We start from the raw sequence: 12,549 nt of genomic DNA, 5'->3' as shown, positions 1-12,549 counted from the left end.
TATATGACAAATATGGAAACAATTGTAGCTTTAGCTAAACACCGCGGCTTCGTCTTTCCCGGCAGTGAAATCTACGGTGGACTCGCCAACACGTGGGACTATGGTCCACTTGGTGTCGAACTGAAAAATAATGTTAAAAAAGCATGGTGGCAGAAATTCGTTCAGCAGTCACCTTATAATGTCGGACTCGACGCAGCTATTCTGATGAATCCTAGAACTTGGGAAGCAAGTGGTCACTTAGCGAACTTCAACGATCCCATGATCGATAACAAAGATTCTAAAATTCGTTACCGTGCAGACAAATTAATCGAAGACTATATGCATAACGTCGAAGGTGATGAGCATTTTATCGCTGACGGCATGAGCTTTGATGAAATGAAACAATTCATCGATGATAAAGGTATCGTCTGTGCAGAATCGGGTACAGCGAACTGGACAGATATTCGTCAGTTCAACTTGATGTTCAAAACATTCCAAGGTGTCACTGAATCATCAACAAATGAAATTTTCCTGCGTCCTGAAACGGCACAAGGTATTTTCGTTAACTATAAAAATGTTCAGCGCTCTATGCGTAAAAAACTGCCATTTGGTATCGCTCAAGTCGGTAAATCATTCCGTAATGAGATCACACCGGGTAACTTCACTTTCCGTACACGTGAATTTGAACAGATGGAACTTGAATTCTTCTGTAAACCAGGTACTGAGATGGAATGGCAGACTTACTGGAAAGAATTCGCAGCGAACTGGCTGAAAGATCTCGGTGTTAAAGAGGAAAATATGAAACTCCGTGATCACGATGAAGATGAATTATCTCATTACTCAAATGCTACAACAGATATCGAATATAAATTCCCGTTTGGCTGGGGTGAGCTTTGGGGTATTGCCAGTCGTACAGACTTTGACCTTCAGAAACATATGGAGCATTCAGGCGATGACTTCAGCTATCATGATCAGGAAACAAATGAAAAGTATGTGCCATACGTCATTGAACCGTCACTCGGTGCTGACCGTGTAACGCTTGCGTTCTTATGTGATGCATTTACTGAAGAACAAATGGAAGGTGACGATACACGTACTGTCCTTCGCTTCCATCCAGCTCTTGCACCATATAAAGCAGCTATTCTTCCACTCAGCAAAAAATTATCTGGCGATGCCATTAAAGTATTCGAAGAACTGAGCGCTGATTTCAATATCGATTTTGATGAAAGTCAGTCAATCGGTAAACGTTACCGCCGCCAAGACGAGATCGGTACACCGTACTGTATCACTTTTGACTTTGATTCACTTGAAGACCAGCAAGTCACTGTACGTGACCGTGATACGATGGAACAGGTCCGTATGCCAATTTCAGAAGTAAAAAGCTTCTTAGCTGAAAAAGTTAAATTCTAATATAAAACCCGGATGCATAGGCATCCGGGTTTTATGTTTATAATTGTTCCAGTATTTTTCTGGATTTTAGATAGACACCTGTAAACTCGTCATAAAGTTTGAAGATCAGGCGTTCCATCTCTTTAACTGTCGCTTCCTGAATAGAGATATGACTGAACTGTTCAAGCGGTAATTCTCCCAGTAAATTCAGCAGATATAGGCTGCGGTTGCTCATGCGGACTGCATGCGGATCTGACTCAAGCTGAGCAGTGGTAATGACGCTGTTATACTTGAATGAGTATGCTGTAAACGACTGTGCATCAGTAGATTGATCAACTTCACTCATATAAAAGTTCGGTTTATAACCGTACAGCGGCATTACTTTCAGACTGATCATGAGTGCAATAACAGCTGGCTGATGATCTGCTGCCATGTTATCCAGTCCGAATTTAAGCAGTTGATAGCACTGTTTATTTTCCTCATCTTCCTCCAGTGCACGATCAATAAGTTCAGCGATATACTGTGCATAAGTCAGTTTATAAATATCTGTCCTTAAATCATAATGACTATTCAACGTATCGACTGATGTTAGTGAGCCCATTCCTTTAAACTGTGAAAAAATAAATAGATTCTCGTAGAACAGATCCAGAGATGATCCAAACTTTTTAGACTTACGTGCATTTCTCGCCATCACTGCAATCTTGCGTCCATGTTCAGCAAGAAACGTGATGATAAGATTTGAATCTCCATAAGGTACACGCCTGAGGACGATGCCCCTCACTTTATTCAGCATTAATACTCGTCTTCACGATAGCCGATCTGTCTGATGAAATTCGGCTTATTACGCCAGTCTTTCTGAACTTTGACCCATAACTCTAAGTAAACTTTAGAGCCGAGGAGTCTTTCAATATCCTGTCTGGCACGGATCCCTATTTCTTTCAGCATTTTACCTTGTTTGCCGATAACGATTCCTTTTTGAGAATCACGTTCAACGAAGATAGTAGCCTCTACTCTTACTTTGTCTTCACCTTCGCGCATCATCTTCTCTACATTAACTCCGATAGCATGCGGAATTTCCTGACTTGTTAAATGCAGTGCCTTTTCACGTATAAGTTCAGCTACAATAAAATGTTCAGGGTGATCTGAGATCTGATCTTTCGGATAATACATCGGTCCTGCCGGCAGATAACCACTGATAACATCCACCAGTCGTTCTACGTTATTTCCTTGAAGTGCAGAAATAGGTACAATTTCAGCAAATGGCAGTAAATCCTTATATTTTTCAATCTCACTGATCAGCTCATCCGGATGAATCAGATCAATTTTATTGAGCACTAAAAAGACAGGCGTTTTATTATTTTTCAGCATCTCAATGATGAATTCATCACCACGACCAATACTTTCCTCTACATTAACCATAAACAGAATAGCATCCACTTCGCGCAATGTATTCTTTGCCACTTTCATCATATAGTCACCGAGAACGTGTTTTGGTTTATGGATACCTGGTGTATCAATAAAAATAATCTGAGCATCATCTGTTGTCAGTACACCTTGCACTTTATTTCGTGTTGTCTGTGCTTTATCGGACATGATTGCGACTTTCTGTCCCAGCACTCTATTCATAAATGTTGATTTTCCTACATTAGGGCGACCAATAATGGCAACAAACCCTGATTTAAATTCTGTCATTAGTTCAGATCCTTTCCTGAGAAACCAAGCGGCAGTAATTCTGCCACTGTCATTTTAATAATATCTCCTGCTGGGTTAGTCATGAAGACAGGCATGTCATCATCACATAGTTCCTTCAGTACCTGTCTGCACGCCCCGCAGGGAGAAGATGGTTCTGCCGCATCAGTGGTCACAGTGATGGCTGCAAAATCACCTGGTTGATAGCCTTGAGCAATCGCTGATACAAGCGCAGTTCTTTCAGCACATATCGCTTCTCCGTAGGCAGCATTTTCAACATTGCAGCCATGAAAGTCCTTGCCATCCTTCGTCAGGAGATAGGCACCCACTTTAAATTTTGAATACGGGACGTAAGCTTTCTTCTGTGCTTTTCTTACTTCATGCAGCCATTCTTGTCTAAATTCCATCAAAACAATCCCCCTTAATGATCAAACAGCATCATTACATATGGTAAAAATACAATCAATCCGATAAGTGCACTCATAAGACTGGCCAGTACAACTGCAAATGCCGCTGCATCTTTCGCATATTTAGCTAGTTCGTGATAGTCCTCAGTCACCAGGTCTACGACATATTCAATCGCTGTATTCAGCACTTCAGCGACGAGCACAGTAAAAATCGCTATGATGATAAATAACCATTCAAGCGTTGTCAACCCGAAATACATACCCGCCAGAACGACGAGGAAAGCTGCAGCTAGATGAGCGATAAAGTTATAGTCTTTTTTTAGTAAATTCAGAAATCCATGCAATGGATAAATAAATCGCTTCATCATTTGTCACGCGTCAGACCATAAGCTTGAAGAATAGCATCCTGACGTCCAAACATCACTTTCTCTTCTTCTTCTGTCATATGATCATAACCTAGAAGATGCAGCAGACCATGCAGGGCAAGGAAACCCAGTTCTCTTTCGAATGAATGGCCGTAATCAGCTGCCTGCTCTCTAGCCCGTTCAATACAGAGGATGATATCTCCTAATACTCGAACCTCTGAAGGGTCTTCAAAGTCATCTTCCCCTTCTTCCAGTGCAAAACTGATGACATCTGTTACGCTGTCCTTTTCACGATACTGATGATTGATTGCCTGAATTTCATCCGCTGTCACAAATGACACGGCCACTTCAGCTTCATCAACTATTCCTTCTTCTTCAGCTGCAAACTGAAGTAATGCTTCGACCTCTGGTAAAAAAGCAGGCTCAATCGTTGCGTTATCATCAATAAATTCTACTGTTAACATTATTCATCACCTTCATATGCTCTAATTATCTTACCGACCAGTGGATGACGTACGACATCCGTCGCTTCAAATTCCTGGATTGCAATCCCTGGTACATGACCGAGTCTTGATTCTGCTTCAATCAGTCCACTCTTCGTATTTTTCGGTAAATCAATCTGCGTTTTGTCTCCTGTAATCACCATTTTCGAGCCAAAACCTAAGCGAGTCAGAAACATCTTCATCTGGGCATGGGTAGTATTCTGAGCTTCATCCAGAATAATAAATGCATCGTCAAGTGTACGTCCGCGCATATATGCGAGTGGTGCTACTTCGATAATCCCGCGCTCAATTAACCGTGCTGTATGTTCAGCACCCAGTACATGATGAAGGCCATCATAGAGTGGGCGTAAGTATGGGTCTACTTTCTCTTTTAAGTCTCCAGGCAGAAAGCCGAGCGATTCGCCTGCTTCAACCGCAGGACGCGTCAGGACAATACGTTTCACTTTACCGGCACGAAGACTCTTAGCTGCCATCACAACTGCAAGAAATGTTTTACCAGTCCCTGCTGGTCCGATACCAAAAACGAGATCATTTTTTTTGATTTGATGGATATAGAGTCGCTGGCCCATTGTTTTTGCTCTTATTGACTTACCAAAAGCATCTTTTGTAATTTCTTCATCGTAGAGATCAGTCAAATAATGAATGGTCCCTTTTTCAGCCATCTGTGCAGCTGACTGGACATCTTTTAAGGAGATGTTCATTCCTTTTTGAATCACCTTTAATAAGTTAACAATCACAGCCTCAGCTTTTTCAACATTGTCATCCTCACCTGTAACAGTCAGCTGACTGCCTCGCGTATGAATCTCAACTTGAAAAGACTCTTCCAGATAAGTGATATGCTCATCATGATTACCTAAAAGTGCCTGTGCTTCATTAACATCTTCTATACCAATTGTCTGTGGCATTCAAAAACTCCTTTGTCATTGATTATCTTAAATTTACCATAGCCTGCTAGAAGTTGCATCTAAGCACATCCATGTTCTGCTGATTCTGCAGATAAATATCAGGATTGATGGTGAGCAGCGTCTTAACGAACAGTTCAGTTTCTACCGGAAAGACGATGATCTGTCGTTCATTACCTGAAATTTCAACACCAGGGCGACTGCCGTACATCGCGATATTCATCATTTCAATCTGCATGATATCAACCTTGATGCGGGTGAAACCTCTATAGACTTCAAGGTAAGTATTGATTCTATAGTATTCCCTAAGAAGCATGATGATTAACAGAACAGTCATTAAAAAAGTGAGACTAAACAGAAAAAGCGTGCTGATAAAATAATAGAATATAAGTATACAGATAAGAAGAAAACTGATCATCAGGAAAAACGGGTTGATCCGACTCTGAAACTTCATATCCTCACCTCTCACCTATATTTTAGCACAAAAAAATAAGAGAGCGAGGCTCTCTCATCGTTTTGATTTAGGGGGAGATAACAGTTCTGCCATGATCAGACTATGCACAAGACTCTCTTCTGATAAATCCAGCTTAAAATCTTTTTGACTTGTCAGATCTCCCTCTCTTATTGACTCTAGTCGCTGTTCTTTCTGATGCGCTGTCAAATGTGAGTCAGTCAGAACTTTTTCAACATCATTCTGCACACTCTCAGCCGCTCGTACCGGCCGTTTAGTTCTCTCCTTAACAGGTTGAGATTGAAGGACGGGCGCTTCCAGTGTCGTACGCTGCTCCAGCCTTTCTACATTCTGCTGAACACGGCGCTCAAAATCCTGAACTTTTTTAACGATAGGACGCTGTTTTTCACTTTTAGCCATCTTCTCAAATAAGGACTGTCCGATTGTTATGATAATACCAATGATAAAGATGATGCCTCCAATGGACATTCACTTCCACCTACTTTCTACGTGGCGTCGGTTCACTCTGATCTGTCAGCTTATTGATAGCGTTACGCATACCCGTATCTGACTCGATATTCTTCAGGTTATAGTAGTCCATCACGCCGATATTACCATCCTGCAGCGCTTTTGCCATTGCAAGAGGCACTTCCGCTTCTGCTTCCACAACTTTTGCTCTCATTTCCTGGACGCGAGCTTTCATTTCCTGTTCCTGGGCTACAGCCATTGCACGACGTTCCTCTGCTTTAGCCTGGGCGATATTCTTATCTGCCATTGCCTGTTCTGTCTGCAGATCAGCACCGATATTTTTGCCGATATCTACATCTGCGATATCGATAGATAGAATTTCGAATGCAGTACCAGAGTCAAGCCCTTTACCGAGCACGGTCTGCGAAATCATATCCGGATTTTCAAGTACAGACGTGTGGTGTCTGCTGGAACCGATTGTTGAGACAATCCCTTCACCGACACGGGCAACAATCGTCTCTTCACCCGCACCACCGACAAGACGTTCAATATTAGCACGTACTGTAATTCTGGCTTTTGCTTTTACTTCAATACCATTCATCGCAACACCCGCAATAAAAGGTGTTTCAATGACTTTCGGATTAACTGACATCTGAACGGCCTCAAGTACATCACGGCCTGCAAGGTCAATCGCAGCTCCGCGCTCAAACGGCAGGTTGATATCTGCACGTTGAGCAGCGATGATCGCATCAACCACGCGGTCAACATTACCCCCTGCTAAATAATGTGACTCGAGCTGGTTAGTCGTCAGATGAAGACCTGCCTTATGTGCTTTGATCAACGGATCGATAACTCGGCGTGGTGATACACGACGCAGACGCATACCCACTAATGTTCCAATTCCTACCTTGACGCCAGCAGCCAGTGCTGAGATCCATAGGCCGACTGGTACGAATGTAAATAAAATCATCAGTAAGACGAGGATAACCCCGCCGATGATTAATAAAGCGATTAATTCCATACTCTACATCTCCTTTTTATAAAGCTCTAACAACAACGCGTGTTCCCTCGACAAAAATGATGGTGACTTCGCGGTCTTTTTCAATAAATGCACCTTCACTGACCGCATCAATCCGCTTTCCATCCAGCGTGATAATGCCTGACGGACGTAATGGTGTCAAAGTTCTGGCCACCCTGCCTACAAAATGGCTTCTATCATCGTGGGAGGAATAGCCTGCCTCTTTAGATGTTGAATCTGTCAGGATAACATTTTTGAACAAAGGAATTTTCTTGCCAAAAAATTTCACTAAAACCACCCATTCTATTACTGCTAACATCAGACTGACTGCCAGAAAGACAGCCATTCTTGAGATATCCTCACCCACCAGCAGAAAACTGGCAAGTACCATCAGTGCACCCACTATACCTAGCACCGCTCCTACGACGAACAGTTCCAGTACCAGAAATATCACACCGGCTACAAAAAGCATAACCGAAATCATCTCAAGATCTCCTGTCATGCCCGTCATCATAACAAATGCAAGACAACCTGAAATCAGGATAAAGCCGGCAATCGTAAAGCGGGATTCGTATAACTGGGCAACTGCTGATAGGAAAATCACAATCATGAGCAGCAGTATGATCATTTCATAGGACGAAAGTGTCAATTGTTTCACCCCCACACCCTTATTATACATGAAACGGCAATATCTAGAATCTATTTAGACTAAAAATTAAGAAAACTTTAAGGTAAATAAAAAAAGCACAGGCATAGGCCTATGCTATCTATAGATAATATCTGAGGGAGTTCAAATATTATTTAAATTTGCGTTTACGTGCAGCTTCTGATTTCTTTTTACGTTTAACACTTGGTTTTTCATAAAACTCGTGTTTACGAGCATCTTGAATTGTACCACTCTTAGAAACTGTACGTTTGAAACGACGTAAAGCATCTTCAATAGATTCGTTTTTACGAACAACTGTTTTAGACATTAAATTTCCCTCCCTCCAAATATCAACGGAACTAATTAATCCATAGAATAACTCTATGTACTAAAATATTATAATATAACTGATTTAGCTGGTCAATAGTGAATTTATCTTCCAGCGGCAGCTATTTTCATTGCTTTAGGAATGACTGTTACAAACTGTCCCTGACTGACCGGATAACCTGCTTGAATGATTTTAACTTTAACGAGTTCACCAATCATCGACTCATCTCCATCAAATTCAACCTTCAGATAGTTATCTGTGTAGCCTATCAGTCTTCCATTCTCTGAACCTTTTTCCTCAGGAATGACTTCCAGTACTTCGCCTTCAAATTTACTCGCATATTCTTTAGCAAGCTGGTCGGACAAGTTGATCAGACGATGTACACGCTCATTTTTAATGCTTTCTTCAACTTGATCGGTCATACGTGCTGCTGGCGTACCCGTACGCATCGAATAAGGGAATACGTGAAGCTCTGAAAATTTGTGCGCTTCAATGAATTGGTACGTTTCCATAAATTCCTCTTCTGTCTCGCCTGGAAAACCAACGATCACATCGCTTGTGACAGCCAGACCCGGCATGATTGCATGCAGTTTCTGAAGACGTTCAGAGAAATGTGACATCGTATATTTACGACGCATACGTTTTAATACAGTATCGCTGCCTGATTGCAGTGGAATATGAAGATGTCGCACGACTTTAGTGCTTTTATCGATGACATCAATCACTTCATCCGTCAGCTGACTCGCTTCAATCGACGAAATACGAATACGTTTTAAACCATCGATGGTCTCAAGATCTCTTAACAGCTGCGCTAAATTATAATCCTTTAAGTCTTCACCGTAGCCACCCGTATGAATACCTGTCAGCACAATTTCCTGATAGCCTGATTGTACGAGCTGACCAGCCTGCCTTACTACTTCCTGAGGATCGCGAGAACGCATCAGACCACGTGCCCATGGAATAATACAGAATGTACAGAAATTATTGCAGCCTTCCTGAATCTTCAATGATGCACGGGTTCTATCTGTAAAATAAGGTACATCCAGTTCTTCGTATGTACGATTCTTCATAATATTAGTAACACCATTGATCGGTTGACGGGCTTCTTTAAATTCTTCAATATAAGGAAGCATCTTGTTACGGTCCTGAGTCCCTACGACCACATCTACACCTGGAATATCCATTATTTCAGCGGATGAAGTCTGCGCATAGCAGCCTGTTACACAAATGACAGCGTCAGGATTACGGCGAATCGCTCTTCTGATTACCTGTCTACTTTTTTTATCACCTGTATTGGTGACCGTGCATGTATTAATAACGTAAACATCAGCATTCGTTTCAAATTCTACCCGGTCATAGCCATCTTCTTTAAATAGCTGCCAGATTGCTTCTGTCTCGTAATGATTGACTTTACAGCCCAGTGTATGGAATGCAACTGTTGACATAATGTCCACCTCTTTATTTCTAATTTCTCATTGTCCACTTCGATAACCTTAACATTTTACTATCTTTCCTTCAATAAATGCAAGCTTCTTTATGAGAAAAAGACAGGATTCTGAGGAATCCTGTCTTATTCGCCCTGAAGTTCAAGATGATAACTGATCGCCGATAATGCATAGAGCGGAGCTGTCTCAGCACGCAGTATCCGTGGACCAAGTCCTGCCTTGACACCTGCCAATGTTTCAATTTCTTTTTCGCTGAGCCCGCCTTCCGGTCCGAAGACAAGGAGCACTTTATCATCAGGGTTAAAATCAGACAGTACTTGTTTAAAAGCCCGCTGTTCTTGAGCTTTTGCACTTTCCTCATAGGCGATGATGATATGATCAAAATCTGGCTCGATATCTTTCAGATGACCTGCAAATTCAATGTCAGGTATGCTCTGTCTATAGCTCTGTTCAGCAGCTTCTTTAATGATTTTACGGAAACGTTCGAGCCGTTTATCAGCTTTTCGCGCATCCCATTTAACAACCGAAAACTCACCCTGAAACGGCATAAACGCTGCTGCACCAAGCTCAGTTGCTTTTTGAAGCATCCATTCATATTTATCATTTTTTAATATGCCACTTGCTATCGTCACATGGACCGGCAGCTCCGTTGATAGTTTGAGTTCTTTTATGGCTTCAACTTCAATACTGTCCGCTATATCAACGATTTCCACTTCATAGCTCGCATTCAGAAAGTTGACAATCAATCTATCTTCTACCTGCTGACGCATGACATTTTTAATATGATGAACATCATCTTTTGAAGTCAGTTTATATCGCCGGTTAATTTCACCCTGTTCCTTTAAAAAGTAGCGCTGCATTACTGCACCTTCTTCGCGAGTATCGCAACCCAGCCTTTTTCACGAATCGTTGTCTCGATTTTAAAGCCGGCTTCTGATATATGGTCTTTAATCATTTCTTCCTTCTCATCAATAATACCTGAAGCGATGAAAAGTCCATTATCATTTAACAGATTAAAAGCATCATCTATCATCAAATCAACAATATGGGCCAGAATATTGGCAATGACAACATCGCGCTTCTCAGTTTCGCCTACAAGAAGATTGCCGGTATCTGTTTCAATTGCATCTCGGCATTGATTGATTTCAAAGTTTTCTTCAGCAACACGCACAGCTACTTTATCAAGATCGACTGCACGAATCGGTGCTGCCCCCATTCGATGAGCTGCGATACTCAGTATGCCTGAGCCGGTACCGACATCAATCACAGACATACCTTTCTTGACATGCTGTTCCACTAATCTCAGGCACATGGAAGTCGTAGCATGGTCACCTGTCCCAAAAGCCATGCCCGGGTCCAGATGGATAACTTCTTCTGATGGATCTGACTGATAATCTTCCCAGCTGGGTACGACAGTAAATTTTTCAGAGGCTTTAAATGCATGAAAATGATTTTTCCATTCATTCTCCCAGTCCTCATCTTTAATATCTGCCGTTGAAATCTCAAAACGTGTGACTTCGACATCCTGTAAAGATTTCACAGCCTGTTCAATCTGTTCAAGCAATTCAGCACGATAGTCAAATTCACTGTAGTAACATTTGACACGGACATCTTTATCAGGATAATCAGCCGGGTCAAGCTCATAGATTTCACCGAATGTCTCAATGCGCCCTTTTTGCAGTTCAAGGCTATCTTCAATCACAATACCATTAGCACCCAGTTCATTCAGAATATCTGCGATAAAAGGCTCCACTTCATGATTGATCATTAAAGTGATTTCTTTATAGTCCATAACTATTCTCCTCTGAAGAAACGTCTTGTTTTTTCGAAAAAGTTTTCATTCTGCTCGTTGAGTTCTTCACCATCAATCTCTGCAAATTCTCGCAGTAACTCTATTTGATGATCAGTCATTTTAGTCGGTGTAACCACTGTGGCTGTCACATATAGATCACCTTTGCCGTAACCATGGACATTTTGAATCCCTTTATCTTTCAGACGGAAACGTTTACCTGTCTGTGTACCTGATGGTATTGTCAGTTTGACTCGACCATCCAGCGTTGGGACTTCAATCTCATCACCCAGTGCTGCTTGCGCAAATGATAGTTTCAGATCGTAGAAGATATCGTCGCCATCACGTTCAAAGTCTGGATGTTCTGACACACGGAAAGCAACATATAAATCGCCGGCAGGACCGCCATTGATACCCGGTTCGCCCTGTCCTGCAATACGGATCTGCTGTCCATTATCTACACCAGCTGGAACTTTAACTTCTATCGTGACGTTCTTCACTCTAATACCGCTGCCGTGACAATCTGCACATGTCTCTTCGAATTCTTTACCTATGCCCCCACAGTCAGGACATGGACGTTCTGAACGGATTCTACCAAACGGTGTCTCCTGCTCAACAGCAACCTGCCCACGCCCGTGACATGTTGAACAGTTATTAACTTTAGTCCCCGGCTTAGCTCCTGTACCCTCACAAGTGTCACACACTACTTGTTTACGGACAGTCACTTCTTTATCTGCACCGAAAACGGCATCTTCAAAATCGATATCCATCTGATACTGCAGGTCATTCCCTTTACGCGGCGCATTAGGATCACGTCTTGAACCACCACCGCCGAAGAATGAGCTGAAGATATCTTCAAAGCCACCGAAACCGCCACCGAAATCTGCACCACCAAAGCCGCCGCCGAAACCGCCGCCTTGACCCATGCCAGCATGGCCGAACTGATCATACTGCACCTTTTTCTGATCATCACTCAGCACTTCATAGGCTTCAGAAAGCTCCTTGAACTTCTCATCTGCTCCTTCTTCCTTATTGATATCTGGATGATATTTTTTTGATAATTTACGATATGCTTTTTTGATTTCATCTTTTGAAGCACCTTTGGATAATCCAAGTACTTCGTAGTAATCTCGTTTTGCCACTCGTCATTCTCCTTTTCTCAATCAATTA

The 12,549-nt window shown here is 42.1% G+C and carries 16 protein-coding genes; 1 reads left to right on the top strand and 15 read right to left on the bottom strand.

The genetic code is table 11. The features are described 5' to 3' along the window. Nucleotides 1-3 precede the first annotated feature (3 nt). Nucleotides 4-1,389 (top strand): glycine--tRNA ligase, encoded by a 1,386-nt coding sequence (locus ERX37_RS02010; RefSeq protein WP_133428973.1) that lies wholly within the window; start codon nucleotides 4-6, stop codon nucleotides 1,387-1,389. Nucleotides 1,390-1,426: 37 nt separating this feature from the next. On the opposite strand, the gene recO is transcribed toward ERX37_RS02010, so the two are convergent. The 15 genes from recO to dnaJ form a co-directional block, all read right to left on the bottom strand. Next, the gene (gene recO, locus ERX37_RS02005; protein WP_133428972.1) at nucleotides 1,427-2,161 is read right to left on the bottom strand and encodes a DNA repair protein RecO; all 735 of its coding nucleotides are present in this window, start codon (nucleotides 2,159-2,161) and stop codon (nucleotides 1,427-1,429) included. Continuing rightward, entirely contained in the window at nucleotides 2,161-3,060 is a 900-nt protein-coding gene (gene era, locus ERX37_RS02000) for a GTPase Era (protein WP_133428971.1), read from the bottom strand. Before era ends, recO begins: the two co-directional genes overlap by 1 nt. After that, nucleotides 3,060-3,464: a cytidine deaminase gene (gene cdd / locus ERX37_RS01995; RefSeq protein ID WP_133428970.1), complete on the bottom strand. Its 405-nt coding sequence runs from the start codon at nucleotides 3,462-3,464 to the stop codon at nucleotides 3,060-3,062. Before cdd ends, era begins: the two co-directional genes overlap by 1 nt. Before the next feature lie 14 nt (nucleotides 3,465-3,478). Beyond that, entirely contained in the window at nucleotides 3,479-3,829 is a 351-nt protein-coding gene (locus tag ERX37_RS01990) for a diacylglycerol kinase family protein (RefSeq protein ID WP_133428969.1), read from the bottom strand. Continuing rightward, nucleotides 3,829-4,293, bottom strand: coding sequence for an rRNA maturation RNase YbeY (gene ybeY, locus ERX37_RS01985; RefSeq protein WP_133428968.1), 465 nt, complete (start codon nucleotides 4,291-4,293; stop codon nucleotides 3,829-3,831). The genes ERX37_RS01990 and ybeY overlap by 1 nt, the downstream gene beginning before the upstream one ends. Next, nucleotides 4,293-5,237: a PhoH family protein gene (locus ERX37_RS01980; protein ID WP_133428967.1), complete on the bottom strand. Its 945-nt coding sequence runs from the start codon at nucleotides 5,235-5,237 to the stop codon at nucleotides 4,293-4,295. Before ERX37_RS01980 ends, ybeY begins: the two co-directional genes overlap by 1 nt. A 46-nt stretch (nucleotides 5,238-5,283) precedes the next feature. After that, nucleotides 5,284-5,688 carry a hypothetical protein gene (locus tag ERX37_RS01975; RefSeq protein WP_165981939.1) on the bottom strand — a complete coding sequence of 135 codons (405 nt, stop codon included), beginning with the start codon at nucleotides 5,686-5,688 and terminating at the stop codon, nucleotides 5,284-5,286. Nucleotides 5,689-5,742: 54 nt separating this feature from the next. Next, entirely contained in the window at nucleotides 5,743-6,174 is a 432-nt protein-coding gene (locus tag ERX37_RS01970; RefSeq protein WP_133428965.1) for a hypothetical protein, read from the bottom strand. A 10-nt stretch (nucleotides 6,175-6,184) separates the two neighbouring features. Further along, a complete protein-coding gene (gene floA, locus ERX37_RS01965; RefSeq protein ID WP_133428964.1) occupies nucleotides 6,185-7,174 on the bottom strand; it encodes a flotillin-like protein FloA in 990 nt (329 codons plus the stop codon). Between the two features lie 16 nt (nucleotides 7,175-7,190). Continuing rightward, nucleotides 7,191-7,829 carry an NfeD family protein gene (locus ERX37_RS01960; RefSeq protein ID WP_229713150.1) on the bottom strand — a complete coding sequence of 213 codons (639 nt, stop codon included), beginning with the start codon at nucleotides 7,827-7,829 and terminating at the stop codon, nucleotides 7,191-7,193. A 139-nt stretch (nucleotides 7,830-7,968) separates the two neighbouring features. Continuing rightward, a complete protein-coding gene (gene rpsU / locus ERX37_RS01955) occupies nucleotides 7,969-8,145 on the bottom strand; it encodes a 30S ribosomal protein S21 (RefSeq protein ID WP_133417242.1) in 177 nt (58 codons plus the stop codon). Between the two features lie 104 nt (nucleotides 8,146-8,249). Next, nucleotides 8,250-9,590, bottom strand: a complete 1,341-nt coding sequence (gene mtaB, locus ERX37_RS01950; protein WP_133428963.1) for a tRNA (N(6)-L-threonylcarbamoyladenosine(37)-C(2))-methylthiotransferase MtaB — start codon at nucleotides 9,588-9,590, stop codon at nucleotides 8,250-8,252. Between the two features lie 125 nt (nucleotides 9,591-9,715). After that, a complete protein-coding gene (locus ERX37_RS01945; protein WP_133428962.1) occupies nucleotides 9,716-10,450 on the bottom strand; it encodes a 16S rRNA (uracil(1498)-N(3))-methyltransferase in 735 nt (244 codons plus the stop codon). Further along, nucleotides 10,450-11,382 (bottom strand): 50S ribosomal protein L11 methyltransferase, encoded by a 933-nt coding sequence (gene prmA, locus ERX37_RS01940; protein ID WP_133428961.1) that lies wholly within the window; start codon nucleotides 11,380-11,382, stop codon nucleotides 10,450-10,452. Before prmA ends, ERX37_RS01945 begins: the two co-directional genes overlap by 1 nt. Nucleotides 11,383-11,384: 2 nt before the next feature. After that, nucleotides 11,385-12,521 (bottom strand): molecular chaperone DnaJ, encoded by a 1,137-nt coding sequence (dnaJ, locus tag ERX37_RS01935; RefSeq protein WP_133428960.1) that lies wholly within the window; start codon nucleotides 12,519-12,521, stop codon nucleotides 11,385-11,387. Nucleotides 12,522-12,549 lie beyond the last annotated feature (28 nt).

This window comes from Macrococcus hajekii, from assembly GCF_004359505.1.
In the GTDB taxonomy this organism is placed as follows: domain Bacteria; phylum Bacillota; class Bacilli; order Staphylococcales; family Staphylococcaceae; genus Macrococcus; species Macrococcus hajekii.
The sequence above is the reverse complement of the archived record's forward strand: the minus strand, read 5'-3'. Positions and strand labels throughout refer to the sequence as shown.